30 protein-coding genes and 1 riboswitch are annotated in these 25559 nt (G+C 72.7%); of the genes, 16 read left to right on the forward strand and 14 right to left on the reverse strand.

Annotated features, from left to right (window positions below):
- Positions 1 to 34 precede the first annotated feature (34 nt).
- Positions 35 to 1339 carry an adenosylmethionine--8-amino-7-oxononanoate transaminase gene (locus ACIGXW_RS02750; RefSeq protein WP_399569080.1) on the reverse strand — a complete coding sequence of 435 codons (1305 nt, stop codon included), beginning with the start codon at positions 1337 to 1339 and terminating at the stop codon, positions 35 to 37.
- Positions 1332 to 2582 (reverse strand): biotin synthase BioB, encoded by a 1251-nt coding sequence (gene bioB, locus ACIGXW_RS02755; RefSeq protein WP_399569083.1) that lies wholly within the window; start codon positions 2580 to 2582, stop codon positions 1332 to 1334. The genes ACIGXW_RS02750 and bioB overlap by 8 nt, the downstream gene beginning before the upstream one ends.
- A 148-nt stretch (positions 2583 to 2730) precedes the next feature.
- On the opposite strand from bioB, the gene ACIGXW_RS02760 reads away from it, so the two are divergent.
- On the forward strand, positions 2731 to 3882 hold the full coding sequence (locus tag ACIGXW_RS02760) for an 8-amino-7-oxononanoate synthase (protein WP_399569085.1): 1152 nt from the start codon (positions 2731 to 2733) through the stop codon (positions 3880 to 3882).
- Between the two features lie 4 nt (positions 3883 to 3886).
- Here ACIGXW_RS02760 and ACIGXW_RS02765 read toward each other — a convergent pair whose 3' ends face one another.
- The gene (locus ACIGXW_RS02765; protein WP_071964563.1) at positions 3887 to 4156 is read right to left on the reverse strand and encodes a DUF397 domain-containing protein; all 270 of its coding nucleotides are present in this window, start codon (positions 4154 to 4156) and stop codon (positions 3887 to 3889) included.
- 9 nt (positions 4157 to 4165) lie between these two features.
- A complete protein-coding gene (locus tag ACIGXW_RS02770) occupies positions 4166 to 5035 on the reverse strand; it encodes a Scr1 family TA system antitoxin-like transcriptional regulator (RefSeq protein ID WP_071964562.1) in 870 nt (289 codons plus the stop codon).
- A 241-nt stretch (positions 5036 to 5276) separates the two neighbouring features.
- Here ACIGXW_RS02770 and ACIGXW_RS02775 point away from each other — a divergent pair, with 241 nt between their 5' ends.
- Positions 5277 to 5705, forward strand: a complete 429-nt coding sequence (locus ACIGXW_RS02775) for an ATP-binding protein (protein ID WP_071964561.1) — start codon at positions 5277 to 5279, stop codon at positions 5703 to 5705.
- A 224-nt stretch (positions 5706 to 5929) separates the two neighbouring features.
- Here the strand turns inward: ACIGXW_RS02775 and ACIGXW_RS02780 are convergent, their stop codons facing one another.
- From ACIGXW_RS02780 to ACIGXW_RS02790, 3 genes are all read right to left on the reverse strand, one after another.
- Positions 5930 to 6394, reverse strand: coding sequence for a C40 family peptidase (locus tag ACIGXW_RS02780; protein ID WP_399569087.1), 465 nt, complete (start codon positions 6392 to 6394; stop codon positions 5930 to 5932).
- A gap of 27 nt (positions 6395 to 6421) precedes the next feature.
- Positions 6422 to 6627: riboswitch (cyclic di-AMP (ydaO/yuaA leader) on the reverse strand.
- A 285-nt stretch (positions 6628 to 6912) separates the two neighbouring features.
- Complete coding sequence (locus tag ACIGXW_RS02785) at positions 6913 to 7233, reverse strand: hypothetical protein (RefSeq protein ID WP_071964559.1); 321 nt, start codon at positions 7231 to 7233, stop codon at positions 6913 to 6915.
- Between the two features lie 5 nt (positions 7234 to 7238).
- Positions 7239 to 7874 carry an ATP-dependent Clp protease proteolytic subunit gene (locus ACIGXW_RS02790; RefSeq protein WP_071964558.1) on the reverse strand — a complete coding sequence of 212 codons (636 nt, stop codon included), beginning with the start codon at positions 7872 to 7874 and terminating at the stop codon, positions 7239 to 7241.
- Positions 7875 to 7940: 66 nt separating this feature from the next.
- Between ACIGXW_RS02790 and ACIGXW_RS02795 the strand changes: the two genes are divergently transcribed.
- From ACIGXW_RS02795 to ACIGXW_RS02840, 10 genes are all read left to right on the forward strand, one after another.
- On the forward strand, positions 7941 to 8240 hold the full coding sequence (locus ACIGXW_RS02795) for a type II toxin-antitoxin system Phd/YefM family antitoxin (protein ID WP_071964557.1): 300 nt from the start codon (positions 7941 to 7943) through the stop codon (positions 8238 to 8240).
- Between the two features lie 162 nt (positions 8241 to 8402).
- The gene (locus ACIGXW_RS02800; protein ID WP_071964556.1) at positions 8403 to 8705 is read left to right on the forward strand and encodes an urease subunit gamma; all 303 of its coding nucleotides are present in this window, start codon (positions 8403 to 8405) and stop codon (positions 8703 to 8705) included.
- Positions 8706 to 8721: 16 nt separating this feature from the next.
- Positions 8722 to 9033 (forward strand): urease subunit beta, encoded by a 312-nt coding sequence (locus ACIGXW_RS02805; protein WP_071964555.1) that lies wholly within the window; start codon positions 8722 to 8724, stop codon positions 9031 to 9033.
- On the forward strand, positions 9026 to 10747 hold the full coding sequence (locus tag ACIGXW_RS02810; RefSeq protein ID WP_399569089.1) for an urease subunit alpha: 1722 nt from the start codon (positions 9026 to 9028) through the stop codon (positions 10745 to 10747). The genes ACIGXW_RS02805 and ACIGXW_RS02810 overlap by 8 nt, the downstream gene beginning before the upstream one ends.
- A gap of 13 nt (positions 10748 to 10760) precedes the next feature.
- Entirely contained in the window at positions 10761 to 11513 is a 753-nt protein-coding gene (locus ACIGXW_RS02815; RefSeq protein ID WP_399569091.1) for an urease accessory protein UreF, read from the forward strand.
- Between the two features lie 94 nt (positions 11514 to 11607).
- Positions 11608 to 12318: an urease accessory protein UreG gene (ureG, locus tag ACIGXW_RS02820; protein ID WP_399569094.1), complete on the forward strand. Its 711-nt coding sequence runs from the start codon at positions 11608 to 11610 to the stop codon at positions 12316 to 12318.
- The gene (locus ACIGXW_RS02825; RefSeq protein WP_399569096.1) at positions 12297 to 13109 is read left to right on the forward strand and encodes an urease accessory protein UreD; all 813 of its coding nucleotides are present in this window, start codon (positions 12297 to 12299) and stop codon (positions 13107 to 13109) included. Before ureG ends, ACIGXW_RS02825 begins: the two co-directional genes overlap by 22 nt.
- Before the next feature lie 174 nt (positions 13110 to 13283).
- Positions 13284 to 14882, forward strand: coding sequence for an alpha/beta hydrolase (locus ACIGXW_RS02830; protein ID WP_399569098.1), 1599 nt, complete (start codon positions 13284 to 13286; stop codon positions 14880 to 14882).
- A 243-nt stretch (positions 14883 to 15125) separates the two neighbouring features.
- Positions 15126 to 15404 carry a hypothetical protein gene (locus ACIGXW_RS02835; protein ID WP_399569100.1) on the forward strand — a complete coding sequence of 93 codons (279 nt, stop codon included), beginning with the start codon at positions 15126 to 15128 and terminating at the stop codon, positions 15402 to 15404.
- The gene (locus ACIGXW_RS02840) at positions 15394 to 16074 is read left to right on the forward strand and encodes a pentapeptide repeat-containing protein (protein ID WP_399569103.1); all 681 of its coding nucleotides are present in this window, start codon (positions 15394 to 15396) and stop codon (positions 16072 to 16074) included. Before ACIGXW_RS02835 ends, ACIGXW_RS02840 begins: the two co-directional genes overlap by 11 nt.
- 4 nt (positions 16075 to 16078) lie before the next feature.
- Here ACIGXW_RS02840 and ACIGXW_RS02845 read toward each other — a convergent pair whose 3' ends face one another.
- Positions 16079 to 16909: a TIGR02452 family protein gene (locus ACIGXW_RS02845; protein ID WP_399569106.1), complete on the reverse strand. Its 831-nt coding sequence runs from the start codon at positions 16907 to 16909 to the stop codon at positions 16079 to 16081.
- Between the two features lie 212 nt (positions 16910 to 17121).
- Here ACIGXW_RS02845 and ACIGXW_RS02850 point away from each other — a divergent pair, with 212 nt between their 5' ends.
- Positions 17122 to 17514 carry an SSI family serine proteinase inhibitor gene (locus tag ACIGXW_RS02850; RefSeq protein WP_399569108.1) on the forward strand — a complete coding sequence of 131 codons (393 nt, stop codon included), beginning with the start codon at positions 17122 to 17124 and terminating at the stop codon, positions 17512 to 17514.
- Between the two features lie 13 nt (positions 17515 to 17527).
- Here the strand turns inward: ACIGXW_RS02850 and ACIGXW_RS02855 are convergent, their stop codons facing one another.
- From ACIGXW_RS02855 to ACIGXW_RS02875, 5 genes are all read right to left on the reverse strand, one after another.
- Complete coding sequence (locus ACIGXW_RS02855) at positions 17528 to 17686, reverse strand: hypothetical protein (protein WP_177338011.1); 159 nt, start codon at positions 17684 to 17686, stop codon at positions 17528 to 17530.
- A gap of 111 nt (positions 17687 to 17797) precedes the next feature.
- Positions 17798 to 18751: a cytochrome c oxidase assembly protein gene (locus ACIGXW_RS02860; RefSeq protein WP_399569110.1), complete on the reverse strand. Its 954-nt coding sequence runs from the start codon at positions 18749 to 18751 to the stop codon at positions 17798 to 17800.
- 103 nt (positions 18752 to 18854) lie between these two features.
- Positions 18855 to 19880: a 6-phosphofructokinase gene (locus ACIGXW_RS02865; protein WP_399569113.1), complete on the reverse strand. Its 1026-nt coding sequence runs from the start codon at positions 19878 to 19880 to the stop codon at positions 18855 to 18857.
- 121 nt (positions 19881 to 20001) lie between these two features.
- Positions 20002 to 20730 (reverse strand): glutamine amidotransferase, encoded by a 729-nt coding sequence (locus tag ACIGXW_RS02870; RefSeq protein ID WP_071963799.1) that lies wholly within the window; start codon positions 20728 to 20730, stop codon positions 20002 to 20004.
- Between the two features lie 32 nt (positions 20731 to 20762).
- Entirely contained in the window at positions 20763 to 22001 is a 1239-nt protein-coding gene (locus ACIGXW_RS02875) for a MurT ligase domain-containing protein (protein ID WP_071963798.1), read from the reverse strand.
- A gap of 164 nt (positions 22002 to 22165) precedes the next feature.
- Between ACIGXW_RS02875 and def the strand changes: the two genes are divergently transcribed.
- Positions 22166 to 22723, forward strand: coding sequence for a peptide deformylase (gene def, locus ACIGXW_RS02880; RefSeq protein WP_399569115.1), 558 nt, complete (start codon positions 22166 to 22168; stop codon positions 22721 to 22723).
- A gap of 19 nt (positions 22724 to 22742) precedes the next feature.
- Here the strand turns inward: def and ACIGXW_RS02885 are convergent, their stop codons facing one another.
- Positions 22743 to 23387: a TetR/AcrR family transcriptional regulator gene (locus ACIGXW_RS02885; protein ID WP_071963796.1), complete on the reverse strand. Its 645-nt coding sequence runs from the start codon at positions 23385 to 23387 to the stop codon at positions 22743 to 22745.
- A gap of 150 nt (positions 23388 to 23537) precedes the next feature.
- Between ACIGXW_RS02885 and ACIGXW_RS02890 the strand changes: the two genes are divergently transcribed.
- The gene (locus ACIGXW_RS02890) at positions 23538 to 24767 is read left to right on the forward strand and encodes an acyl-CoA dehydrogenase family protein (protein WP_399569117.1); all 1230 of its coding nucleotides are present in this window, start codon (positions 23538 to 23540) and stop codon (positions 24765 to 24767) included.
- 147 nt (positions 24768 to 24914) lie between these two features.
- Positions 24915 to 25532: a DUF4352 domain-containing protein gene (locus ACIGXW_RS02895; protein WP_399569119.1), complete on the forward strand. Its 618-nt coding sequence runs from the start codon at positions 24915 to 24917 to the stop codon at positions 25530 to 25532.
- Positions 25533 to 25559: the final 27 nt, after the last annotated feature.

Consider the following 25559-nt stretch of genomic DNA (forward strand, 5'->3'; position numbering starts at 1 on the left):
GCGCACTCCGTTCTGTTCCGTGCTGTTCTGTTCTTCAGCCCTGACGGGCGGCGGCGCGCACCCCGGCGCAGATCCGGGCGAGGTCCTCGTCGTCCGTGACGTACGGCGGCATCGTGTACACGAGGTTGCGGAACGGCCGCAGCCACACCCCCTCGCGCACGGTGGCGCGCGTGGCCGCCGCCATGTCGACCTCGTGGTCGAGCTCGACCACACCGATCGCGCCGAGCACCCGGACGTCCCGGACCCCCGGCTCCCCGGCCAGCTCCGCCAGGCCGTCGCGCAGCCCCGCCTCGATCCGCTTGACCTCCGTGCCCCAGTCCTGCGACAGCAGCAGGCCGATCGAGGCGTCGGCGATCGCGCAGGCCAGGGGGTTGCCCATGAACGTCGGGCCGTGCGCGAGCACCGGCACCTCGCCCGAGCTGATGCCATCGGCCACCCGAGAGGTGCACAAGGTCGCGGCGAGGGTCACATAACCGCCGGTCAGCGCCTTGCCCAGGCACATCACATCGGGGGTGACCCCCGCGTGCTCCGCCGCGAAGAGCCGCCCCGTACGGCCGAAGCCGGTGGCGATCTCGTCGAACACCAGCAGGACGTCGTGCTCGTCGCACGCCTCCCGCAGCACCCGCAGGTACACCGGGTCGTGGAAGCGCATACCGCCCGCACCCTGGACCACCGGCTCCACGATCACCGCCGCCAGCTCGTGGGCGTGGCGCGCGATGTACTCCCGCAGGTGCGCCGAGTACGCGGGCACGGCGTCGGTGTCGTGGTCGTGCGGGGGAGCGTCGGCGAAGACCTGCCGCGCCAGCGCCCCCGACCACAGCTGGTGCATCCCGCCGTCCGGGTCGCACACGGCCATCGGCTGCCAGGTGTCCCCGTGGTAGCCACCGCGCCAGGTCATCATCCGGCGCTTCTCCGGCCGGCCGAGCGAGCGCCAGTACTGCAGGCACATCTTCAGGGCGACCTCGACCGACACCGAGCCGGAGTCGCAGAGGAAGACGTGCTCCAGCCCCTCCGGGGTGATCTCCACCAGCCGGGCGGCCAGCCGCACGGCGGGCTCATGAGTGAGCCCGCCGAACATCACATGGCTCATCCGCCCCAGCTGCGCCTGCGCCGCCTCGTTGAGCACCGGGTGGTTGTAGCCGTGCACGGCCGACCACCACGACGACATCCCGTCCACCAACTCGTGCGAGCCGTGCGCCGGTTCCGCCAGCCGCAGCCGGACGCCGGAGGCGGACTCCACGACCAGCGGCTCCTGGCGGCCCGGCATCGGTCCGTAGGGGTGCCAGACGTGCCGTCGGTCCAGGGAGAGCAGCGCGGAGGCGGCGAGCGGCTCAGGCATTGGGCGGCAGGTCCGTTCCCGCGCCCCGGCGGCGCACGGCCACCAGGTCCGTACGGGCCTCACCGGCGCCGTCCGGGGCCGCCGCGGCCACGGGCTCCCGCGCCGCGCCGCCGTCGCCGCACGGCCCGCAGCCGCCGGCGCCGTGCGAGCCGCAGCCGCCGCCCGTGCTGTCCCCGGCGTCGTGCGAGCCGCAGCCGCTCGCGCCGCGCGAGCCGCAGCCCGCGCCCGCGAGGGCGTCCGCGCGGTGCTCGGGCAGCGTCGTGGTGCCCGCGCCCTCCACCTCGAAGCCCGCGTCCGCGATCATCGCCAGGTCGGCCTTGCCCTCCTGGCCCTCGCTCGTCAGATAGTCGCCGAGGAAGATCGAGTTGGCCAGGTGCAGCGCGAGCGGCTGCATCGAGCGCAGGTGCACCTCACGGCCGCCCGCCAGCCGGACCTCCACGTCCGGGCAGACGAACCGCACCATCGCCAGGATGCGCAGCGCGCGCTGCGGGGTGAGGTTCCACTCCTTGGCCAGCGGCGTCCCCTCGAAGGGGATGAGGAAGTTGACCGGCACCGAGTCCGGGTCCAGCGCACGCAGCGAGAACACCACGTCCACCAGGTCCGCGTCGCTCTCGCCCATGCCCGCGATCAGCCCCGAGCAGGCGGACATGCCCGCCGCCTGGGCCTGCTGAACGGTCTGCACCCGGTCGGCGTAGGTGTGGGTGGTGGTGATGCCGGCGTACGTCGCCTCGGACGTGTTGAGGTTGTGGTTGTAGGCGTCGGCACCCGCCGCGCGCAGGCGCTCCGCCTGGCCGTCGGAGAGCAGCCCGAGGCACGCGCACACCTCGACGTCCGCGTTCTCCTCCTTGATCGCCTCGATGGTCTTCGAGACCCGGTCGACGTCGCGGTCCGTCGGCCCGCGGCCGCTGGCCACCAGGCAGACCCGCTTGGCGCCGCCGGCGACCCCGGCGGCCGCCGCCTTCGATGCCTCGTCCGGCTTGAGCCAGGTGTACTTGAGGATCCCGGCCTTCGAGCCCAGCCGCTGCGAGCAGTACGAGCAGTCCTCGGGGCAGAGCCCGGACTTGAGGTTGACCAGGTAGTTGAGCTTCACCCGCCGCCCGAACCACTTGCGGCGCACCTTCCCGGCCGCGGCCACCACGTCGAGCAGCTCGTCGTCGGAGGTCGCCAGCACGGCGAGCGCCTCTTCGCGGGTCGGCAGCTCCCGCCGCAACCCCTTGTCCACCAGCGTGTTCAGCAGGTCCATGGCGCAGATCCTCGCCTACGCCACCACGCCCGGCCAAGGTAGGGATCGCACAACAGAGTCCGTTTGAGGTGTGTGTATCGCCACACCCTGCCCCGGCCCGGCGGCGGCTAGGTTTTATGCAAACCCACCAAATGACGAGGGACGGCCGATGCCCCAGGACCCGTTCGACTGGATCGACGCGGAGCACGAGCGGCTGCGGGCCGCGGGGCTCGTGCGCACCCTGCGCCCCCGGGCGGCCGACTCCGCCCTCCTCGATCTGGCCGGCAACGACTACCTGGGCCTGACCCACCACCGGGAGGTCACCGAGGCCGCGGCCGAGGCGGCGCGCCGCTGGGGCGCGGGCGCCACCGGCTCCCGCCTGGTCACCGGCAGCACCGCCCTGCACGCCCGGCTGGAGGCGGAGCTCGCCGCGTTCTGCGGCTTCGAGGCCGCCCTGGTCTTCTCCTCCGGCTACGCCGCGAACCTCGCCGCCGTCACCGCGCTGTCCGGGTCGGCGGGCTCGGGCACCCTCCTGGTCTGCGACGAGGGCAACCACGCCTCGCTCATCGACGGCTGCCGCCTGGCGCGCGCCGAGCGGGCCGTCGTGCCGCACGCCGACCCGGAGGCCGTCCGCAAGAGCCTGGCCGCCCACCGGGGCCGGGCGATCGCGGTCACCGACTCGGTCTTCTCCGTCGACGGCGACGCCGCCCCCCTGCGCGCCCTCGCCGAGGCGTGCCGGTCCGGCGGTGCGGCGCTGCTGGTGGACGACGCGCACGGCCTGGGGGTCCTCGGCGAGGGCGGCCGGGGGGCCGTGCACGCCGCGGGCCTGGCCGGCGACGCGGACGTCGTGGCCACGGTGACGCTCTCCAAGTCCCTCGGCAGCCAGGGCGGTGCCGTACTCGGCCCCGCCCGGGTCATCGAGCACCTCGTCAGTACCGCCCGCACCTTCATCTTCGACACCGGCCTCGCCCCGGCGGCGGCCGGCGCGGCGCTGGCGAGCCTGCGGGTGCTGCGCCGCGAGCCCGGCCGGGCCTCCAGGGTGCGGGCCGTGGCCGGCGCACTGCACCGGCGGCTGACGGCGGCGGGGCTGACGGCGGTGCGTCCCGACGCGGCGGTGGTCTCCGTCCGGGCTCCCTCGCCCGGGGCGGCGGTGCGCTGGGCGGCCGACTGCCGTGCGGCCGGGCTGGCCGTCGGCTGCTTCCGGCCGCCGTCCGTGCCGGACGGCGTCTCCCGGCTGCGGCTGACCGCGCGGGCGGATCTGTCGGACGCCCAGGTCACGGCGGCGGCCGACACGATCGTAGGGACCGCGCCGGCCGCCTGAACGCTCAACTCCGTGCGGCGGCACTCCCGTCGCCCGGGCCGCCCGGGCAGGTGCAGCCCAGGTCCGTCACGAACGCGGACCAGGTGGCGGGCGAGAACCGCAGAACCGGCCCGGCCGTGCGCTTGGAGTCGCGCACGGCGAGCTGCCGCGGTCCCAGGCTTGCCGTTTCGACGCAGTTGTTCATGCCGGTGCTGTAGCTGCTGCGGTGCCATACGGCGTCGCAGCGGCCGGTGTGAACCGATGGAGGGGGAACGTACCGAGGCATTGCGGACATGTTGCCTCCTTACGAGCCGTCGCCGATCCCGGCGATGTAATCCAACGAGTTCTCGTGCGAGAGGGCGTGCGCCTGGAGCGTGGTGAACGCCGAGCCGTACGCCCGGAGGTCCTCTTTGCGCTCCAGATAGAGGCTACTCGTCAAATGGTCGAGAACAACCACGTCCAGATCGGCGATGCGCGGAAAGGAGAAGATAACGAAAGGGCCCGTGATGCCGATGTGGTTTCCGCTGGTGAACGGCAGCACATGCAGCCGCACATGCGGCAGCGAACCCATGGCCAACAGATGCCGCAGCTGTGCCGCTATCACCTCCGGTCCGCCGACCTCGTGCCGCAGCACCGCCTCGTCGAGCACCGCGCAGAGCTGCAGTGGCCGCTCCCCGTCCAGCACCGACTGCCGGGCCATGCGTACCCGTACGAGTTCCTCGACCTGTTCCTCCGGCGGGTCGGCCAGCGCCGCCCGCGTCACGGCCCGGGCGTACTCCCGCGTCTGCAGCAGGCCGGGCACCACCGTGGTCTCCAGCGTCCGCGCGTGGGACGCCTCCGACTCCAGGCTGATGAAGTCGAGATACGCCGAAGGCAGCAGATCGCGGTAGGCGTACCACCAGCCGCGCCGGGACCCTTCCGCATCCCTGGACCCCGCCCCGCACAGCGCTCCCAGCAGTGCCCTCAGCTCAGGGTCCGAGACGCTGTACACATCGAGCAGCCGGGCCACGTCCGCGGGTTTCACTCCGCTGATGCCCGTCTCGATCCGGCTCACCTTCGACTGGTGCCAGCCGACCGCTCCCGCCGCCTCCCGGCTCGTCATCCCGGTCAGTTCGCGCTGCCGGCGCAGCTCCGCGCCGAGTTTGCGGCGGCGCACCGCGGGTCCGTTCCGCATCAGCTCTCCTCCCCGCCGCTCAAATCCACTCGTCAGAGTCAATAGACCAGTCTGCCGTCCAAATCCGGTCTCTCGTAGCAGAGTTCACCGCTTTGAGCGACAGATATATCCACAATCCGGTGGATCGCACCCATCGCACCCGTGAACAGTGGCACTCTGTCGCGAAGAGCCGTCCGGGGCCGTCCCGACTTCACCGCACGCCGCGCGTCGAAGTCCGGCACCGGTGGAAAGGGACAGCGCCATGGCAGACCACCAGGAAGCAACCGTCACTCTGCCGAGCGGCCCCGCCTCGGTCTCCGCGGCCCGCCGCTATGTCATGGACGTGCTCACGGAATGGGGCCTGCCGGCCGGTACGGACGCGGGCGACGCCATCCGGCTGATCGTCTCCGAGCTGGCCACCAATGCCGTGCAGCACACCCACGGCCAGTCGCCCACCTTCACGGTGGACGTCCGCCTCGAACGGGGCGAGCAGCTGCGGATCGGGGTCACGGACAGCCACCCCTGCCGCCCCCGGCGGCTGTCGGCCGCCGGCCGGCAGGACAACGGGCGCGGCCTGGTGATCATTCGCTGCCTCACCGCCGAGCACGGCGGCAGGCTCTGTGTCACGCCGACCGAGGACGGCGGCAAGACCGTGTGGATCCGTATGCCGTGGACGGTGCCGGTCCGCTGAACCGGCAGCGCGCGGAGGGCCGGGCGGGGGTCCGCCCGGCCCGGCGCTCTCGTGGAGCGCGCTGCTGAACCGGTGGGTTCACAGGTGTCGCGGGTGCCGGTGGGGCACCGGGAAGGCAGTCGGGTCCGCTGCCACGGGAGGTGTGCCCGGCGCTTCGGGTGCGGCGTGGGCGGGTCCGGCGCGATGGGTGGGTGACACCGGGCGGCCGGGGCCCCGCGCGGCGGTCAGCCGTTCACGCGGCCGTAGGAGACGCTACGCGTCCAGATGCGCTCCAGGCGGACGACCGATCCGGTCTTGGGGGCGTGCCAGATCCTGTTGTTCCCGGCGTATATCCCCACGTGGTAGACGCCGCCGCGGCCGTGGAAGAACACCAGGTCGCCCTGGGTGCGGGAGAATCCGGGGATGTGCCGGGTGCGGTTGTACTGGTCCTGTGCGGTTCGCGGCAGCTGCTTGCCGGCCCGCTTGAAGGAGTACTGGGTCAGTCCGGAGCAGTCGAAGCGGAAGGGCCCCGTCGCGCCCCACTGGTAGGGGGAGCCCGCCTTCGAGGCCGCGATCTGCAGGGCCGTGTTGGAGATGGTCGCGGCTTCCGCGTCGTTCGTGGCGCCCGGTGCCAGCACCGTGGCACCGACGGCCGCGAGAGTCAGGGCGGATTTCACGGACAGGGGCAGAGCCCCCGTCCTGGACAGCATTGAGGGACGTTTGTGCGCGCCCATGCCAAACCCTTCGTCAGCCGCCTGTGAAGGATGACCTGTCGGGTTCGGGCAGGCGAAGAATGCCCGGCCGCGTGAGCGGCTTCACCCCAAGGGACGTACGGCAGTCGTCGCGCCTCCGCCGTCCCGTCGTGCTCGGGTCCTCCATCCCTGCCGGTGCACTTATGTCGACCAGTCGCCCCGGCGGCGGCAGGGTTCGGCGTCCGCCCGGACCGCCCCGCCGCGGTGGCGGGGTCTTGTCGTCGGCACGGATCTTGGCGCAGTCCCGGCGCCCACGCCGAGTGGATCCCGCCATATGTGACGCTCGTCACCTCTGGTCAATTCGGGTGGACGCGGGGCGATTTGACGGTGGTGACCTTTCCCTGGTGAGTTCGTCACCTGCGGCGAAGCGATCTCTTCGAGCGTCGAGTGCGCGCACCGCCCGAAGTGATCACTGCGGCTCGTCTACGATCGCATCCGCTGTCTGAAGGAGATCGGGGGCAGAATGTTTCCGCTCCTCAGTTCGGCGGCTCCGGCGGCAACATCACCCGCCTGGCCCGGCGTTCGCCGTCCAGGACCCGCATCGCTCGTGCCAGCGTTCCCCCGTACACCTCGCGTTCGCCGCGTTCGTGCATGACCGTCAGCGCGTCGCGCAGCCCGGCGGCCGCGAGCGCGAGCGTCTGCGCGGCTCGTAGCGCACTGTACGTGCCGTGCGTGCGAGCCGGGTTGATCCGTCCGAGGAGATCCAGTACTTCCAGATAGCGGTCGATCACCTCGCCCTCGGCGCGGGTCAGGGCGGGCAGCGGGGTCAGCTCCGGGGGCCACTTCTCCGACGGCATCCCCCTCACCTCGCCCCGGCCGGCGCGGCGGGCGCCCGGCGGTCGGTGATGACCCGGTCGGCCAGGCCGTAGGCCACGGCCGCCTGGGCGTCGAGGAAGGTGTCGCGCTCGATGTCCCGCCGGACGCGCCCGGCGTCCTGCCCGGTGTGCAGCGCCAGCATCTCCACCAGGCCGTCGCGGACCCGCAGCAGCTCATCGGCCTGCAGCGCCAGGTCCGAGGGCTGGCCCTGGACGGGTTCGGCGAGGGACGGCTGGTGGATGAGCATCCGGGCGTGCGGGAGCACCAGGCGCCTGCCCGGGGTGCCGGCCGCCATCAGGACGGCGGCGGCCGAGGCCGCCTGGCCCAGGCAGATGGTCTCGATGTCGCAGTGGATGTAGCGCATCGTGTCGTAGACGGCGCACATGGCCCCGAAGGAGCCGCCGGGGGAATTGATGTAGAGGGAGATCGCCCGGTCGGGCGCCGCGTGCTCGAGGTGCATCAGCTGCGCGATCACATCGTTGGCGGCCGTGTCGTCGATGGGGGTCCCGAGCATGACGATGCGCTCGGAGAAGAGCTTCGCGTACGGGTCCAGGGTGTGGGTCCCCAGTGAGGTGCGCTCGGTGAACTCGGGCAGGACATGGCGGGCTGCTGGTCGGTCCATGGCCGATCCTCTCGTCGGTCGTCTGTAAAAAATGTACAGGACGTACACCTCGTTAGAATGGGGAGCATGGCCTACGAAATTCCTGTGACGCAAGCCCGAGCCGAGCTGGCGGAGCTGATCAATCGCGTTGTCTACGGCGGCGAGCGGGTCGTCGTGACGCGCCACGGGAAGCCGCTGGTCGCCCTGGTTTCCGCCGCTGACCTGCAGCGACTGGAGGAGAGCAGCTCGGTCGAGACCGCCGCGGACGAGCCGGTGATCACCACGGTCACCACGCTGCACCCCTCCGGCACGTCCGCTCCCGGCGAACGCCGGCGCTTCGGCATCGCCGCCGAGCACCGCGACCCCGGCGACACCCGGCGGCACTGAGCGCGCTGAGCGCGCCGGGGGCGGGCGGCGGGGCCGCGACGTCATGGCCATGTAAAGAGTGGGTCAGTCCAGTTAACGCGTTGGAAAAGCTTGCGCCCTAATCTGCAATGAGTGGCCACGGGCAGAAGAACCCCAGGTCAACACTGTGTTGAGGTGGGACGCATGCAACTATCCCCGCACGAGCAGGAACGACTGCTCATCCATGTGGCCGCCGACGTCGCGGAGCGGCGCAGGGCCCGCGGGCTGCGCCTCAATCACCCCGAAGCGGTGGCCCTGATCACCGCGCACATCCTCGAGGGCGCCCGGGACGGACGCGGCGTGGCGGAGCTGATGTCCTCCGGGCGCAAGGTCCTCACCCGCGACGAGGTCATGGAGGGCATCCCCGAGATGCTCCACGACGTGCAGGTCGAGGCCACCTTCCCGGACGGGACGAAGCTCGTCACCGTCCACGAGCCGATAGCGTGACGGGGGAGCGACGCGGATGATTCCCGGACAGGTACTGCACGCCACCGAGCCCGTACGGCTCAACGAGGGGCGGCACCGCACCCGGCTCGTCGTGCTCAACGCCGCCGACCGGCCCGTGCAGGTCGGCTCCCACTACCACTTCGCCGAGGCCAACCCCGGCCTGTGCTTCGACCGCGCGGCCGCGCACGGCAAGCGGCTGGACATCGCCGCCGGCACCGCCGTGCGCTTCGAGCCGGGCATCCCCGTCGAGGTCGACCTGGTCCCCATCGGCGGCAAGCGCGTCGTTGAGGGGCTGCGCGGCGAGTGCGGGGGACCGCTCGATGCCTGAGCTCGCCCGCGCCGACTACGCCGATCTGTACGGGCCGACGGCGGGCGACCGCATCCGGCTCGCCGACACCGACCTCCTGATCGAGATCGAGGAGGACCGCTGCGGCGGTCCCGGCCGCGCCGGGGACGAGGCGGTCTTCGGCGGCGGCAAGGTCATCCGCGAGTCCATGGGCCAGTCCCGCGCCACCCGCGCCGACGGCGCCCCCGACACCGTCATCACCGGTGCCGTCGTGCTCGACCACTGGGGCGTCGTCAAGGCCGACGTCGGCCTGCGCGACGGCCGGATCACCGGGGTCGGCAAGGCCGGCAACCCCGACACCATGGACGGCGTCCACCCCGACCTCGTCATCGGCCCCGAGACCGAGGTCATCGCCGGCAACGGCAAGATCCTCACCGCCGGCGCCATCGACGCCCACGTCCACTTCATCTGCCCCCAACTGGCGGACGAGGCCCTCGCCTCCGGCATCACCACCCTCGTCGGCGGCGGCACCGGACCCGCCGAGGGCAGCAAGGCCACCACCATCACCCCCGGCTCCTGGCACCTCGCCCGGATGTTCGAGGCGCTGGAGGGGTACCCGCTCAACATCGGCCTCCTCGGCAAGGGCAACACCGTCTCGTACGACTCGATGCGCGCCCAGCTGCGGGCGGGAGCGGTCGGATTCAAGATCCACGAGGACTGGGGGGCCACCCCCGCCGTCATCGACGCCTGCCTGAACGTGTGCGAGGAGAGCGGCGCCCAGCTCGCCATCCACACTGACACCCTCAACGAGGCCGGATTCGTCGGCGACACCCTGGCCGCCATCGCCGGCCGCACCCTGCACGCCTACCACACCGAGGGCGCGGGTGGCGGGCACGCGCCCGACATCATCACCGTGGTCTCCGAGCCCAACGTCCTGCCCAGCTCCACCAACCCCACCCGGCCGCACACCGTCAACACCGTCGACGAGCACCTCGACATGCTGATGGTCTGTCACCACCTCAACCCGGCCGTCCCCGAGGACCTCGCCTTCGCCGAGTCCCGCATCAGGCCCGGCACGATCGCCGCCGAGGACGTCCTGCACGACCTCGGCGCGATATCCATCATCTCCTCCGACTCCCAGGCCATGGGCCGCATCGGCGAGGTCGTCCTGCGCACCTGGCAGACCGCGCACGTGATGAAGAAGCGGCGCGGCGCGCTGCCCGGCGACGGCCCCGCCGACAACGCCCGGGCCCGGCGCTACGTCGCCAAATACACCATCAACCCGGCCGTCGCCCAGGGCCTGGACCACGAGATCGGCTCCGTCGAGGCCGGCAAGCTCGCCGACCTGGTGCTGTGGGACCCGGCCTTCTTCGGGGTCCGGCCGCAGCTCGTCATCAAGGGCGGCCAGATCGCCTACGCGCAGATGGGCGACGCCAACGCCTCCATCCCCACCCCCCAGCCCGTCCTGGCACGCCCCATGTTCGGCGCGCTGGGCCGCGCCCCCGCCGCCAACTCCCTCAACTTCGTCACCCAGTGGGCCATGGACGACGGGCTCCCCGAGCGGCTCGGCCTCGGCAAGCGCTTCACCCCGATCCGCTCCACGCGCGGCGTGACCAAGGCGGACATGCGCAACAACGACGCCCGGCCGCGCGTCGAGGTCGACCCCGACACGTTCACCGTCACCATCGACGGGGAGGCCGTCGAGCCGCGGCCGGCGGTGGAACTGCCGATGGCCCGGCGGTACTTCCTCTTCTGATGCGGGGGTCGACATGACCGTTCACCGGGCACGTCCGCTCACCACCCCGCCGGACGGCACCGGTGCGCCGACGGCCGCCACGGGTGCCACGGGTGCGCGCGGCGCGCTGCTGGTCCTCGCGGACGGGCGCTTTCCCGCCGGCGGCCACGCGCACTCCGGAGGCGCCGAGGCCGCCGTGAAGGCGGGGAGGGTGACGGACGCCGCGTCCCTGGCGGACTTCTGCCGGGGGCGGCTGCACACCGCCGGGCTGGCCGCGGCCGGACTCGCCGCGGCGGCGGCGGCCGGGCTCGACCCGCTGCTGCTCGACGAGGCCGCCGACGCCCGTACCCCCTCGCAGGCCCTGCGCACCGCCGGACGGCGGCTCGGCCGCCAGATGATGCGCGCCGCACGGGCCGCGTGGCCCTCACCCGCCCTCGACGCCCTCGCCGCCGAGCGGCCGCGCGGCGTCCACCAGCCCGTCGTGCTCGGCCTCGCCGCGCGCGCCGCCGGGCTGGGACCGCTGGACGCCGCGTACGCCGCCGCGTACGAGTCGGTGAGCGGTCCCGCCACCGCGGTCGTCCGGCTGCTGAGCCTCGATCCGTTCGCCGCGACCGCCGTGCTGGCCCGGCTGGCGCCGGAGCTCGACCGGGTCGCCGAGCGGGCCGCCGCGGCGGCGCGGCGGGCCCGGTACGACGGGCTCGACGCGCTGCCCGCGCCGTCCGCGCCGCTGCTCGACATCACGGCTGAGCAGCACGCGGCGTGGCCGGTACGGCTGTTCGCCTCGTAGGGCGGGGGCTCCGCACCGGACCCCGGTCCTCAATCTCCCCCAGCTACCGCTGGGAGGCGCCCCCAGACGGGCTTGATCTTCCCTGGAGGAACCCATGCACTTGGACCACCCCGACGCCTTCCCCCACCGTCACACCTACAGCGCCGCCTCCCCCCTGCGCCCCGACGGGAGCCGGCGTGCGCTGCGCGTCGGGCTCGGGGGGCCCGTGGGGTCGGGGAAGACCGCGACCGTCGCCGCGCTGTGCCGGGCCCTGCGGGACGAGTTGTCCATCGCCGTCGTCACCAATGACATCTACACCCGCGAGGACGCCGAGTTCCTGCTGCGCAACGCCGTGCTGCCACCCGAGCGCATCACCGCCGTGGAGACCGGGGCCTGCCCGCACACCGCCATCCGTGACGACATCTCCGCCAACCTCGAGGCCGTCGAGGACCTCGAGGCTGTGTTTTCCTCCTCGGGGGCCGGCCCGCTCGATCTCGTGCTCGTCGAGTCCGGCGGCGACAACCTCACCGCCACCTTCTCCAAGGGCCTGGTCGACGCGCAGATCTTCGTCATCGACGTCGCCGGCGGCGACGACATCCCCCGCAAGGGCGGTCCCGGCGTCACCACCGCCGACCTCCTCGTGATCAACAAGACCGACCTCGCGCCCTACGTCGGCGTCGACCTCGAGGGCATGGCCCGCGACGCCAAGGTCCAGCGCGGCGAACTCCCCGTCGTCTTCACCTCCCTGGCCGCGGAGGGGGGAGTGGCGCCCGTACGCGACTGGGTGCGCGGGCAGCTGGCCGCGTGGACCGCGCCCGCGCCGTGAGCACCGCCGCCCTCCCGGCGTCCGGCCATGGACTGCGGGCCGCCGCCCGCGTCGTCGCCGCGCCCGACGGCAGGGGCGGCACCGCGCTACCCGTGCTCGAGGGCGGCGGCCCCTTCGCGCTGCGCCGGCTGCGCCCGTGCGGGCCCGAGGCCCGGGTGGCGCTGGTCGGGGCCATGAGCGCGCCGCTCGGCGGGGACCTGCTCGGGCTCACCGTGGAGGTCGCGGCGGGGGCGGCGCTGCGCTTCACCACCACGGCCGCCACGATCGCCCTGCCGGGTCGCACGGGCGCGCCCGCCGCGTACGACACGCTCATCGCCGTGGGCGAGGGCGCGCGCCTGTGCTGGCTGCCCGAGCCGCTGATCTCGGCCCGGGGAAGCGACTTGCGGACGACGACCCGCGTCGACCTCGCCGCCGGCGCCCGCCTGGTGCTGCGCGAGGAGCAGGTCCTGGGCCGGGCGGGGGAGCGGCCGGGGCGGCTGGCGGCCCGGCTGACCGTGCGCCGCGCCGGGCGCCCGCTGTTCGACCAGGAGCTGGGCTACGGGCCCGGGGCGCCCGGCTGGGACGGCGGAGCGGTGCTCGGCGGCCACCGGGCCGTGGGCCAACTCCTCGTCGTCGACCCGGCCTTCGAGGAGCATCCGGTGACTCCCCGGCCGCTCGGGGCGACGGCCGCGCTCAGCCCGCTCGCCGGCCCGGCCGTGGTGGTGAGCGCGGTGGCGCCGGACGCGTTGGGCCTACGCAAGATGCTTGATTCGGCGCTATCCGAGCTGAATGCCGTAACTCGGACGTTTTAAAGAGAGTTGGGGCGAACAGCGCCTCGTGTGTCGTTCTGTGTTTCGTCGCGTTTACGTGTTGGTAAAGAACGCCCCTCCGCCCTGTCCTTTATGGCATGGGAGGCGAAAGGATTCCCCCTTGCAGACCGCGTGATCATCGCCGCCTCGGGCGGCACTCAGCAGGGGGATTCCTACGTGAGACCAAACGCGATATCCATCGCGGCCGGCACCGTCGTGGCCGGTACGCTCGTCGCCGGGTTCCTGACCGCCCCGGCGGCCGGCGCGGCCCAGGCGGTGCCGGGCGGCGCCGCCGAGGCCAAGGGCGTGAAGATAGCCGCCGAGCGGGCCGAGAAGGCCGGCATCGACTGGCAGGACTGCCCGGCCGACTGGGGCCTGGAGAAGCCGATCCAGTGCGGCTTCGTGACCGTCCCCGTCGACTACGCCAAGCCCAACGGCCGCACCATCAAGATCGCCGTGGACCGCGCCCGCTCCACCGGCACCGCCGAGGAGCGCCAGGGCTCGCTCGTGTACAACCCGGGCGGTCCCGGCGGCTCCGGGCTGAAGTTCCCGCGCAAGGTGACGACCAAGAACCCGCTGTACGCCAAGACCTCGAAGGCCTACGACTTCGTCGGCTTCGACCCGCGCGGCGTGGGCCGTTCCGCCCCGATCTCCTGCGTCGACCCCCAGGAGTTCGTCAAGGCCCCCAAGGCCGACCCGGTGCCCGACAGCGAGGCCGACAAGCGCGCCCAGCGCAAGCTGGCCAAGGAGTACGCCGACGGCTGCGCCGAGCGCAGCGGCGACCTCCTGCCGTACCTCACCACGCCGAACACCGCCCGCGACGTGGACGTCATCCGCGCCGCCCTCGGCGACAAGAAGCTGAACTACCTCGGCGTCTCCTACGGCACCTACCTCGGCGCCGTCTACGGCACGCTCTTCCCGACCCACGTCCGCCGCCTGGTCGTCGACAGCGTCGTCAACCCGGCCCGGGACAACATCTGGTACAAGGCCAACCTCGAGCAGGACATCGCCTTCGAGGGCCGCTTCAAGGACTGGGAGAGCTGGGTCGCCAAGTACGACTCCGTCTTCCACATCGGCGACACCCGCGACAAGGTCCAGCAGGAGTGGGAGAAGCTGCGCGCCGCCGCCAAGAAGCAGCCCATCGGCGGCGTCGTCGGCCCCGCCGAGCTGATCAGCTTCTTCCAGAGCGCCGCCTACTACGACTCCTCCTGGCTCCCGGTCGCGGACACCTGGAAGAAGTACCGCGCCGGTGACGAGAAGGCGCTCGTCGAGGCGGCGGGCCCGAACCTGTCCGACACCGCGGGCAACATCGCCTCGGAGAACGGCAACGCCGTCTACACCGCGGTCGAGTGCGCGGACGCCAAGTGGCCCACCAGCTGGAACAAGTGGGACCGCGACAACACCCGCATCCACCGCCAGGCCCCCTTCATGACCTGGTCCAACGCGTGGATGAACCTCCCCTGCGCGACCTGGAAGGGCCCGCAGTACAACCCCGTCGAGGTCACCACGCACAAGGGTCTGCCCACGACCCTCATCGTGCAGGCCGACCGTGACGCCGCCACTCCCTACGAGGGCGCGCTCGAGCTGCACAAGCGCTTCCGCGGCTCCCAGCTGATCGTGGAGAAGGGCGCCGGCTCCCACGGTGTCACGGGGCTGAAGAACGCTTGCGTCAACGACCGCGTCGACGCGTACCTCCTCACCGGCAAGGTGGACGGCAAGGACGTGACGTGCACCCCGCACGCCACCCCCGAGCCGCCGAAGGCCTCCGCCAAGTAAGGCCGAAGCCGCACCACCGCACGGCGACACTGCGCCCCGGTCCGTCATGGACCGGGGCGCAGCACTATGACACGCCCGACCGCCCCGGGTCCCCGGTTCGGCGGTTTCCGGCCACGTGGCCCCCACCGCTGGCAGGTTCTACGGGGATCGGCCCGTCAGCCGCGGTCCGCGCGGGGGCCAGGGGAGGGACGGCAGGTGGGGGTGTGGGCGGCATGCCTGTGGGGGCTTGTGGGGGCGGCTCTCGTGGAGGGAGTCGGGCTGCATACGGCGATCCGGGCCGCGCGCGGTTTCCCGTGGAAGAGCGACGGCCGGCTCAATCCGGGGCCGTATGCCGTGGCGGTGCTCATCCGCTGCGGCCTGGGAGCCGGCCTGGCCGTGGTGTGCGCCGCCTCGCACCAGCTCGCGGGGCCCTTCAGCGCCGCCCTCGCGGGGGTGGCCGCGCCCCGGCTGCTGACCCAGCTCGCCCAGTCGGCGTCCCGGACGACCGGGCCCCGCGGGGGAGGTGCCGCTGATGCCCGCTGAGCCACCCGCCGACTCGTTCCTGAGGCAGGTCCTGGACCGCCTCGCCCCCGCCGCGCCCCGGCCGGCCGCCGCGGCGGCCCTGCGCGGCCGGTTCGCCTGGCTGCGTGCCGCGCTCGCCTTCCGGCCCGTGCTCGACATCCGCCCCGGGGCCCATCTGCCGGGCGCCGACCTGCGGGGCATGGACCTCCGTCGTACGAGCCTGGTCCGGGCGAGCCTGACCGGCGCCGCCCTGGAGGGCGCCGACCTGTCCGGCGCCGATGTGACCGGCGCCGAACTGCGCGGCGCCGGCCTGCGGTTCGCGCTGCTGGCCGGAACCACACTGGACGGGGCCCGCTTCCACGCCGCCGACCTCACGGCCGCCGACCTCAGCGGTGCGCGGCTGCGCGGCGCCCTCCTGACCGGCTCCGCCCTGACCGGGGCCCGGCTCAGGGCCGCCGACCTCACCGACGCCGACCTCAGCGGGGCCCGGCTGCAGGACGCGGACCTGACCGACGCCGACCTGACCGGCACCCGCATGGGCGGGGTCTGGTGGTCCTTGCACACCGTGTGGCCGGCCGACCGGTGCGCCGCGATCTGGCAGCGGTCGGACGAGGTGGGGCCCGGCCTCTTCCGGATCCGGGCGGACGGCGCCCGCGAGGTGCTGCCCCGGCCGGACCCCGCCGCGGTGTGAGCGCTCAGCGCCCGCGCGGGGCGAACACCGAGGCGAACGCCGCCCGGACCGGGGAGTCGGCACGGCGGTCCAGGACCGCGAAGACGACGTGCTCGAAGCGGTCCGCGAACCGTCCCGCCCCCGTGAGGTGGCCGGCGAACGCCGCCGCGACCTGGTGCGGGTCGTTCCGGAAGACCCCGCATCCCCAGGCGCCGAGCACCAGCCGGCGGTAGCCGTGCGCGGCCGCGACCTCCAGGACGCGGCCGGCACGTTCCGCCAGCGCCGCCGGGATGCGGTCCGTCTCGTCCGGGTTCCGCCGGGCGATCACCCCGGCGTTGGGCGCCGGCGAGGTCAGGAAGCCCGCCGTGTAGGGGGTTTCGAGGAGCTCGCCGCGGTCGTCGCGGAAGACCGGGACGCCGGGGGAGTGGATGACACGGTGGCTGTAGAACGGGCTCGGGTCGGCGCGGTGTGCCGCGTAGTACTCCGGGGCCCGGCGCAGGCACGTGTACAGCGCCGAGCCGCGGCACAGCGCCTCCTCCTGGGCCTGGGCGCCGTTGAGGTAGCCGCCCCCGGGGTTGCGGGCCGAGGCGAAGTTGAGGACCGCCACCGGACCGTCCGCCGCCAGCCGGCGCGACGCGTCCAGGCTGCCCTCGCCGGTGACCTCGAACACCGTCGCAGCCACGGGCCGGCCGCCCTCCGGCACGGCCACCGGGCCGGGCCCGTACAGCAGGGTTCCCCTTCTCGCCCGCCCGACCGCGTCGGCGATCTCCACCGTCCGGCCGCCGGGCGTGGTGTAGCGGCCGGCCCCGACGATCACCTCCGTCATCCGCGCGACCTCGCGCAGCCGCGCACTCATGCGTCGTCCCTCGTCAGAAGCTGTGTCACAAGCGCCGAGCGTAGGGCCGCCGGCACCCGGGCCGCGACGCCTTTTCCGCAGGTCACCCCTGGCGGCCGACCGAGTGGCCAGGCACCCCCACACGGGTGACGTCCCCGGTGCGGACGCTTGCCGCACGGGCGCGTGCGCGGTGGCCTGGCGCGGGTACCCCCGCGCCCCTGGAGGCACCACCCATGTCCGTACGCACCACCGCGGCCGCAGCGGCGACCGCCACCGCCCTGCTCACCCTGCCCCCCGCCCCGGCGGGGGCCGACGAGCGGGACGGCGGCCGGGTCCTGCTCACCGTCTCCGGCGCCCAGAGCACCTGGATCCGCGGCGTCCAGCTCCTCTGCCCCGGACCGGGCAGCCACCACCCCCGCGCTTCCGAGGCCTGCGAGAGCCTGCGCCGGGCCGGCGGCAAGCCGGACGCCCTGACCGCGGACGCCCAGGCGGTCTGCGGCCGGGAGTACGACCCCGTCACCGCGACCGCCGACGGCGAATGGCGCGGCGTCGCGGTCGCCTGGCGCAAGACCTTCCCCAACGTCTGCGCCCTGGAGTCGGCCACCGGCCCGGTCTTCCGCTTCTGAGCCGCGCGGCGGCTCACGTCCCGCGGGCCGCCAGCGTCCCAATGGTCGCCAGCCCCAGGACCACCCACGTGAACCACAGCCAGCCGTTGCTGCCGATCGTCACGGTGTAGGCGGTCACCAGAACCAGCGCGCCGACGGTCAGCGTCGCCATCGTTCTCGCCGATCCGGGCATCCCCGCACCTTCCTCACGGCGGCCCTGTCGTAGATATACGCGCGGGCCGCGGCCAGGAGACCATCGTCTCCCCGCCGCGGCCCGTACCGCTATACCTGTGACCTGCCCGGTTCACTGCCCCCGGGTGTTGAGCGAGGCCAGATAGGCGTTGTAGGCCGCCAGCTCCTTGTCGCCGTCGCGGTCCGCGGCCCGGTCGCTGCGCTTGGCCTGCCGCTGCTCCGAGCGGTACCACTGGTAGACGAGCGCCAGCAGCACCACGACGGACGGGATCTCGCTGAAGGCCCAGGCGATGCCGCCGCCCGCCTGCTGGTCCTCCAGGGCGTCGATGCCCAGCGAGGCCGGCGGGTGCATATACGTGCCGATCATCGGCTCCGAGGCCATCATCAGCGCGATGCCGAAGAACGCGTGGAAGGGCATGCCGGCGAACAGCTCCAGCATCCGCATCACATACCCCGGCCGGTGCGGGCCGGGGTCCACGCCCATGATCGGCCAGAAGAAGACCAGGCCGACGGCGAGGAAGTGGACCATCATCGCGATGTGCCCCGTCTTGGACTCCATGAGGAAGTCGAAGATCGGGGTGAAGTACAGGGCGTACAGGCTCGCGATGAACAGCGGGATGGTGAACGCCGGGTGCGTGATGACGCGCATGTAGCGGCTGTGCAGCAGGGCCACCAGCCACTCGCGCGGCCCCCGGCGCCCGCGCCCGGCCGCCGGCAGGGACCGCAGCGTGAGCGTCACGGGCGCGCCGAGCAGCAGCAGGATGGGGGAGAGCATGCTGATGACCATGTGCTGCACCATGTGCACGCTGAACATGACCATGCCGTAGTCGTTGAGCTTGGTGCACATCACCAGCCAGACGCTCAGCACGCCCAGGACGAACGCCACCACCCGGCCCCACGGCCACGCGTCCCCGCGTCGCCGCAGCCGCACCACGCCCCAGCCGTACAGGCCCAGCCCCAGCAGACAGCCGATCATGAAGAACGGTTCGCCACTGAACTGCAGACCCCGCTCCAGCGTGAACGGCGGCATGTCCATATGCATCATGCCGTGCCCGCTGTGATCCATCCGCTCTCTCCCATTTCGCACCAATGCGCCGGGACCAGAGTAGAGCCGCCGCCCGCCGGCCCCGAGGCCGGGGCGGCCGACCGCACGGCGGACGACGGTGGGCTCAGAGCACGCACTCGACCTCGGTGTACCGCTCCGCCGGCACGGTCTTGAGGTGCTCGACGGCGGTCGCCAGCGGTACGAGAGCGATGTCCGTGCCGTGCAGGGCCGTCATCACCCCGAACGCGCCCCGGTGCACCGCCTCCACCGCGTGCCAGCCGAAGCGGGTCGCCAGCACCCGGTCGTACGCGGTGGGCGTGCCGCCGCGCTGCACATGGCCGAGGATCACGGGCCGGGCCTCCTTGCCCAGGCGCCGCTCCAGCTCGCCCGCCAGCTGGCCGGCGACGCCGGCGAACCGCTCGTGTCCGTAGACGTCCGTGGCGCCGACCTGGAAATCCATGGTGCCCGGGCGCGGCTTGGCGCCCTCGGCCACCACCACGATCGCGAACCGCTTGCCCGCCTCGAAGCGCTTGCCGACCACCGCGGTCAGCTCGTCGATGTCGAACGGCCGCTCCGGCACGACGATCGCGTGCGCGCCGGCCGCCATGCCCGAGTGCAGGGCGATCCAGCCGGTGTGACGGCCCATCACCTCGACGATGAGCACCCGCTGGTGCGACTCGGCCGTCGTCTTCAGCCGGTCCAGGGCGTCGGTCGCCACCCCCACCGCCGTGTCGAAACCGAAGGTCACATCGGTCGACGCGATGTCGTTGTCGATGGTCTTGGGCACGCCCACGACGGGCAGCCCGGCGTCCGACAGCAGGCGCGCCGCCTTGAGCGTGCCCTCGCCGCCGATGGGGACCACGGCGTCCAGGCCCAGGTCGGCGACGTGGCCCCTGGCCCGCTCGACGCCGTCGCGCAGCAGATCGGGCCGTACCCGGGAGGAGCCGAGGATGGTGCCGCCGGTGGCCAGGATGCCGCCCACGGCCTCCAGGTCCAGCTCGCGGTAGTCCGCTTCCAGCAGGCCGCGCCAGCCGTCGTGGAAGCCGATGACCTCGTCGCCGTGGTCGACGACCGCACGGTGCACGACGGAGCGGATGACGGCGTTGAGTCCGGGGCAGTCGCCGCCGGAGGTGAGAACACCGATGCGCATGACAGGGAACCTCGCAACAGGGCGGCGCCGGGGCCGCATCAGGGCCGGAGACCGGACCCCGTCGTCCGGTGCGATCCCCGCCACCCTAACCGGGCAGGGCGGCGGGGATCGGAACCGTCCGCTATGCGGGCTGTGTCGCCGCGGCGATCCGCTCGGCGCGCAGCGCCTCGTACCAGCGGTCGTCGACCGGCGGCAGGGCGTTGACGTCCAGCGCCAGCTTGATCAGCATGTCCGAGATGTGCGGGTTACGGGCCATGACCGGGCCGTGCATGTACGTACCGAACACGGTCTCGTTGTACGCGCCCTCGGTGCCGTCGCCGGTGCCGTTGCCCTTGCCGTAGCGGACCCGGGCGAACGGGCGGGCCGTCGGGCCCAGGTGGGTGATGCCCTGGTGGTTCTCGAAACCGGTCAGCGGGGGCAGGCCCAGCGGAGCGTCGATGTCGGCCAGCACGTCGCCGACGCAGCGCTCGGCCTCGCCCCGGGTGCTGACGACGTCCAGCAGCCCCAGGCCCTGCTCGCGCTGGCCCAGGTCGTTGATGAACTCGTGGCCCAGGATCTGGTAGCCGGCGCAGACCGAGAAGACGATCGCGCCGTTGGCGACGGCCCGGTTCAGGCCGCCGTCCCGGCGCAGCCGCTCGGCCGCCAGCCGCTGCGGACGGTCCTCACCGCCGCCGATGAGGTAGATGTCCCCGGAGGTGGGGATCTGCTGGTCGGAGCGGACGTCCACCCGCTGGACGTCCAGGCGGCGCTGCTGGGCGCGCCGCTCCAGGACCAGGACGTTGCCCTGGTCGCCGTAGGTGCTGAGCAGGTCGGGGTAGACCCACACCACACGCAGACTGTTCTGGCTCATGCTCACAATCCTTCAGTGCTGTCCGTGGGCCTTCAGTTGCCGACGCGGCGACGGATGTCCTGGAACGCCGTGTAGTTGGCGATGACCTCGATCTTCCCGGGCGGACAGGCCTGCACGGCCTCGTCGACGTTCTCGCAGACCCGGAAGTCCACGCCCGCGACCTCCAGGCGCACCGCCAGGTCGAGCTTGCGGTCGCCGATGACCATGATCGGGTGCCCGGCGAGACGGGTGTAGTCCACGTCCCACAGCCACGAGGTGTCGGTGCCGTCCGCGCCGCGGGCGTTCACCGACAGGATCACCGGTGCCGGCGGCCCGTCGATCAGCGAGAACGTCTCCAGCCAGCCGGCCGGGTTCTTCGCCAGCAGCAGCCGCACCTCGCGATTGAGGAAGGTCACCACGTCGTACCGGCCGGCCACCGCCTGCACCTGGTACATCCGCTCCAGCGCCACCTGCGGGGGCACCCCGAAGGTCGCCGCCACGGCGGCCGAGCTGGTGGCGTTGGCCTTGTTGGCCCGGCCCGGCAGCTGCAGGTGGATCGGCCACGCGGAGCCGTGCGGGTCGAGGACGTAGTCGCCCGACAGCGCCCAGCTCGGCGTGGGCCGCCTGAAGCCGCACTCGCCGCAGAACCAGTCGTCGCCCGGGCGCTGCATCACGCCACCGCAGGAGGGGCACGACCAGGCGTCGTCCTTCCACTCCTGGCCGGCCGCGACCCACACCACGTTCGACGACGAGGAAGCGGCCCACACGATCAGCGGGTCGTCCGCGTTGGCGATCACCACGGCCTTGGTGCCGGCCAGACCCTCACGCCACTTCTCGGCGAGCATGCGCGTCTCCGCGGCCCGGTCGAGCTGGTCGCGCGAGAGGTTCAGCAGCGCTATGGCCTTCGGCGAGGTGTCGCGGGCGACGCCCGCCAGGTACTTCTCGTCCACCTCGATCACGGCGTAGCGCGCGTCCGAGCCGCCCGCCAGTGCCGAGGTGATGCCCGCGGGCATGTTCGCGCCCAGCGCGTTGGACACCACCGGTCCGCTGGCCCGCAGTGCCTCGGCGATCAGCCGGGTCGTGGTCGTCTTGCCGTTGGTGGCCGACACCAGGACCACGTCCAGGTGGGTTGCCAGCCGGGCCAGCAGGTCGGGGTCGAGCTTGAGCGCGACCTTGCCGCCGATCACCGACCCGCTGCCGCGGCCCGCGGCCCGCGACACCGCCGCAGCCGCCTTGCCCGCCGTCACGGCCAGCTTGGCCCGCGGCGACAGTGGCCCCGAGTTGCCTGCCATCGTCCTAGATCCTCCTTGTTCCGGCGCCGCGCCTGTCCCTGGTCCGCCGGTGGAACGCCCCCTCCGCGCCGAATCGTCAGCCAGGAGGCTTCGGTCGGGGATCAGCCTATCGAGATCCGGGCGCGGGCCCGAACCCGCCGTCCTCGGAACGTACTCTTGGGCCCATGCGAAGAGGCACGATTCCCGGCAGTTCAGGACGAGTGCGGCCCATGAGGCTGCTCGGAGACCCGGGTCTCGGGGCACCCTGCGAGGAGGTCACGGACTTCGGAGCGGAGCTCTCCGCACTGATCGAGGACATGTTCGCCACCATGTACGCGGCGAGCGGCGTGGGGCTGGCCGCCAACCAGATAGGCGTCCCGCTGAGGGTCTTCGTCTACGACTGCCCGGACGACGAGGACCGCCGGCACCTGGGCCATCTGGTCAATCCGCGGCTCGTGGCCGCCGAGGGCATCACGGTCCGCGGCCCCGAGGGCTGTCTGTCCGTGCCGGGCATCGAGGCGGCGACGCCGCGCTTCGACGAGGCCGTGGTCGAGGGCTTCACCGCGGACGGCGCTCCCGCACGCGTGCGCGGCACCGGGTTCTTCGCCCGCTGCCTGCAGCACGAGTGCGATCATCTCGAGGGCGGTCTGTACCTCGACCATGTGACGGGCCTGCGCCGGCGCCGTGCGCTGCGGGCCGTGCGGCGGGCGCCGTGGGCCACGGCCGGCCCGTCCGGCGCCTGAGGGGCCACGCCCCTCCTCCTCAGAAGCCCGGCCCGTCCGGCCGCTCGCCCGAGACGGCCAGCCGTCCCCACAGCAGGTCCGCGAGGTGGCTGACGAGCGCCCCGCGCGAGCAGGGTCGCTCCCGCAGCCACCAGTCGCCGGCGGCGTGCATCATGCCGACGATCCCGTGGCCCCACGCGCGGGCCAGCTCCTCGCCCTCCGGTCCCAGGTCCACCCGCTCGGCTATGACCTGGGCCAGCTCCTCGCCCATCCGCCGCAGCAGCGGAGCGGAGTGCCGGCCCACGTCGAAGCCCTGCTCGGCGGGCTTGCCCTCGTCGGCGGGGTGCATCAGGAAGCGGTACACCTGGGGCCGGGCCTCTATCGCCGCGAGGTAGTTGTCGAGGGTCGCCTCGACCCTCTCGCGCCGTCCCGCCGGGGCGTCGAGCGACGCGCGCAGCCCCGACAGCAGCGCGTCGGTGTGGCGCACGGCCAGCGCCCGGTACAGGCCGCCCTTGTCGCCGAAGTGGCGGTAGAGGATCGGCTTGGTGATCCCCGCCTCGGCCGCGATGGCGTTCATCGAGGCCCCGGGGCCGTCCCGCAGTACCACGCGGTCGGCCGCCTCCAGCAATTCCCTCCGCCGTTGCTCCGCCGCCTTCTGCTGTTCGTCCCGCTGACTGCTCTCCATGTGACGTGCCTCCCCGCCCAGTGATTCACAAACGCCTGCGCAACGTAACACCCGCTCCACGGAGCGGATTCGACGGGCAGGGACGTTGACACATTCTACCGGTGGGTAACAGACTCGCGTTACCGCAAGTAAGGCGTGCTGGGAGGGGACATGGGGGACTTCGCGCTGGAGCTCGACGACGACCAGAGGGCCATCCGGGACTGGATCCACGGCTTCGCCGCGGACGTCATGCGCCCCGCCGCGGCCGAGTGGGACGAACGGGAGGAATTCCCCTGGCCGGTCGTCCAGGAGGCCGCCAGGATCGGGCTGTACTCGCTGGACTTCTACGCCCAGCAGTTCTTCGACCCCACCGGCCTGGGCGTCCCCCTCACCCTGGAGGAGCTCTTCTGGGGCGACGCGGGCCTGGGTCTGGCGATCGCCGGCACCGGGCTCGCCGCGATCAGCGTCTTCACCAACGGCACCGACGAGCAGATCGGCACCTGGGTGCCGCAGATGTACGGCGACGCGAGCGACGTGAAGGTCGCGGCCTTCTGCTCCTCCGAGCCCGACGCGGGCTCGGACGTCTCCGCGATGCGCACCCGTGCCGTGTACGACCGGGCCAGGGACGAGTGGGTCCTCGACGGCGCCAAGACCTGGGCCACCAACGGCGGCATCGCCGACGTCCACGTCGTCGTCGCCGTGGTCGACCCCCTGCTCGGCTCCCGCGGCCACGCCTCCTTCGTCGTCCCGCCCGGCACCCCCGGCCTCTCGCAGGGGCAGAAGTTCAAGAAGCACGGCATCCGCGCCTCCCACACCGCCGAGGTCGTCCTCCAGGACGTCCGCGTGCCCGGCCACTGCCTGCTGGGCGGCAAGGAGAAGCTCGACGAGCGCCTGGCCCGCGCCCGCGAACGGGCCGGCGCCGCCGGCGGCGAACGGGCGGGCAACGCCGCGATGGCCACCTTCGAGGCATCCCGCCCGGCCGTCGGCGCCCAGGCCGTCGGCATCGCGCGCGCGGCGTACGAGGTCGCCCTGGAATACGCCAAGACCCGCGTCCAGTTCGGCCGCCCGATCATCGACAACCAGGGCGTGGCCTTCCAGCTCGCCGACATGCGCACCCGCATCGACGCCGCCCGCCTGCTGGTCTGGCGGGCTTCCTGGATGGCCTCCGCGGGCAGGCCCTTCACCGCCGCCGAGGGTTCGATGTCCAAGCTCTTCGCGGGGGAGACGGCCAGGAAGGTCACGGCCCAGGCCATGCAGATCCTCGGCGGCAACGGCTACACCAGGGAGTACCCGGTGGAGCGCATGCACCGGGACGCCGCGATCTACACCGTTTTCGAGGGCACCAGCGAGATCCAGCGGCTGGTGATCGCACGGGCCCTGTCGGGGATGCCGATCCGGTAAGGCCTGGTTCGTCCTGTGTGACGCTGCCACGGTTTGATCACCCGACTGTCACAGGAGCCCCACAGGGCGCTCATCGGCGGGATCCCGCTCAGATGTGCAGGTAAGAATGTGCACGTCAAGCAAGCACCACCACGGGGGATCCACCACATGCGTCGTCAGCTCAGCACCGCCGCCATCGTCATCGCGATCGCGGCCACCGCCACCGCCTGCAACAGCGATGGTGTCGACGCCAAGCCGGAGAACAGCGCGGGCGCCGCCCAGAGCCAGGCGCCCAAGGACCCGGCTCCCGCGCCGGACAAGGGCGGTGCCGACAAGGGCGGTGCCGACAAGGGCGGTGCCAAGGGCGTCGACCTGGCCGTCGGCGGCACCGCCGAGCTCAAGGCCAAGAACGGCGCCCAGATCGCGGTCACGCTCAAGGACTTCGTCGACCCGGCCAAGAGCAACAACAAGTACACGATGCCGAAGGCGGGCAAGCGCTGGGTCGCCGCCCAGTTCGAGATCGTCAACAAGGGCCAGACCGTCTACGACGACAGCCCGCGCAACGGGGTGAAGGTCCTCGACGAGCAGGGCCAGACGTTCACCACGTCCATCGGCGAGACCACCTCGGGCCCCAACCTGCCCGCCGCGGTCAAGCTCAAGGCGGGCGAGAAGGCCCTCGGCTACGTCGTGGTCTCGGTGCCCGAGAACTCCAAGCCCCAGGCCGTCACGTTCACCCCGGACTCCGGGTTCGCCAAGGAGACCGGCCAGTGGAAGGTCGCCAAGTGACGAGGCGTCCGGCCCGCGGCTGATCCA

Origin of the sequence: Streptomyces sp. NPDC053079 (assembly GCF_044546695.1) — a bacterium.
Taxonomy (GTDB): Bacteria; Actinomycetota; Actinomycetes; order Streptomycetales; family Streptomycetaceae; genus Streptomyces.

Bases quoted from the DNA above. Each gene is read 5' to 3' on its own strand.
- ACIGXW_RS02750 (WP_399569080.1), bottom strand. From the start codon at position 1,339: ATGCCTGAGCCGCTCGCCGCCTCCGCGCTGCTCTCCCTGGACCGACGG.
- bioB (WP_399569083.1), bottom strand. From the start codon at position 2,582: ATGGACCTGCTGAACACGCTGGTGGACAAGGGGTTGCGGCGGGAGCTG.
- ACIGXW_RS02760 (WP_399569085.1), top strand. From the start codon at position 2,731: ATGCCCCAGGACCCGTTCGACTGGATCGACGCGGAGCACGAGCGGCTG.
- ACIGXW_RS02765 (WP_071964563.1), bottom strand. From the start codon at position 4,156: ATGTCCGCAATGCCTCGGTACGTTCCCCCTCCATCGGTTCACACCGGC.
- ACIGXW_RS02770 (WP_071964562.1), bottom strand. From the start codon at position 5,035: ATGCGGAACGGACCCGCGGTGCGCCGCCGCAAACTCGGCGCGGAGCTG.
- ACIGXW_RS02775 (WP_071964561.1), top strand. From the start codon at position 5,277: ATGGCAGACCACCAGGAAGCAACCGTCACTCTGCCGAGCGGCCCCGCC.
- ACIGXW_RS02780 (WP_399569087.1), bottom strand. From the start codon at position 6,394: ATGCTGTCCAGGACGGGGGCTCTGCCCCTGTCCGTGAAATCCGCCCTG.
- ACIGXW_RS02785 (WP_071964559.1), bottom strand. From the start codon at position 7,233: ATGCCGTCGGAGAAGTGGCCCCCGGAGCTGACCCCGCTGCCCGCCCTG.
- ACIGXW_RS02790 (WP_071964558.1), bottom strand. From the start codon at position 7,874: ATGGACCGACCAGCAGCCCGCCATGTCCTGCCCGAGTTCACCGAGCGC.
- ACIGXW_RS02795 (WP_071964557.1), top strand. From the start codon at position 7,941: ATGGCCTACGAAATTCCTGTGACGCAAGCCCGAGCCGAGCTGGCGGAG.
- ACIGXW_RS02800 (WP_071964556.1), top strand. From the start codon at position 8,403: ATGCAACTATCCCCGCACGAGCAGGAACGACTGCTCATCCATGTGGCC.
- ACIGXW_RS02805 (WP_071964555.1), top strand. From the start codon at position 8,722: ATGATTCCCGGACAGGTACTGCACGCCACCGAGCCCGTACGGCTCAAC.
- ACIGXW_RS02810 (WP_399569089.1), top strand. From the start codon at position 9,026: ATGCCTGAGCTCGCCCGCGCCGACTACGCCGATCTGTACGGGCCGACG.
- ACIGXW_RS02815 (WP_399569091.1), top strand. From the start codon at position 10,761: ATGACCGTTCACCGGGCACGTCCGCTCACCACCCCGCCGGACGGCACC.
- ureG (WP_399569094.1), top strand. From the start codon at position 11,608: ATGCACTTGGACCACCCCGACGCCTTCCCCCACCGTCACACCTACAGC.
- ACIGXW_RS02840 (WP_399569103.1), top strand. From the start codon at position 15,394: ATGCCCGCTGAGCCACCCGCCGACTCGTTCCTGAGGCAGGTCCTGGAC.
- ACIGXW_RS02845 (WP_399569106.1), bottom strand. From the start codon at position 16,909: ATGAGTGCGCGGCTGCGCGAGGTCGCGCGGATGACGGAGGTGATCGTC.
- ACIGXW_RS02850 (WP_399569108.1), top strand. From the start codon at position 17,122: ATGTCCGTACGCACCACCGCGGCCGCAGCGGCGACCGCCACCGCCCTG.
- ACIGXW_RS02855 (WP_177338011.1), bottom strand. From the start codon at position 17,686: ATGCCCGGATCGGCGAGAACGATGGCGACGCTGACCGTCGGCGCGCTG.
- ACIGXW_RS02860 (WP_399569110.1), bottom strand. From the start codon at position 18,751: ATGGATCACAGCGGGCACGGCATGATGCATATGGACATGCCGCCGTTC.
- ACIGXW_RS02865 (WP_399569113.1), bottom strand. From the start codon at position 19,880: ATGCGCATCGGTGTTCTCACCTCCGGCGGCGACTGCCCCGGACTCAAC.
- ACIGXW_RS02870 (WP_071963799.1), bottom strand. From the start codon at position 20,730: ATGAGCCAGAACAGTCTGCGTGTGGTGTGGGTCTACCCCGACCTGCTC.
- ACIGXW_RS02875 (WP_071963798.1), bottom strand. From the start codon at position 22,001: ATGGCAGGCAACTCGGGGCCACTGTCGCCGCGGGCCAAGCTGGCCGTG.
- def (WP_399569115.1), top strand. From the start codon at position 22,166: ATGCGAAGAGGCACGATTCCCGGCAGTTCAGGACGAGTGCGGCCCATG.
- ACIGXW_RS02885 (WP_071963796.1), bottom strand. From the start codon at position 23,387: ATGGAGAGCAGTCAGCGGGACGAACAGCAGAAGGCGGCGGAGCAACGG.
- ACIGXW_RS02890 (WP_399569117.1), top strand. From the start codon at position 23,538: ATGGGGGACTTCGCGCTGGAGCTCGACGACGACCAGAGGGCCATCCGG.
- ACIGXW_RS02895 (WP_399569119.1), top strand. From the start codon at position 24,915: ATGCGTCGTCAGCTCAGCACCGCCGCCATCGTCATCGCGATCGCGGCC.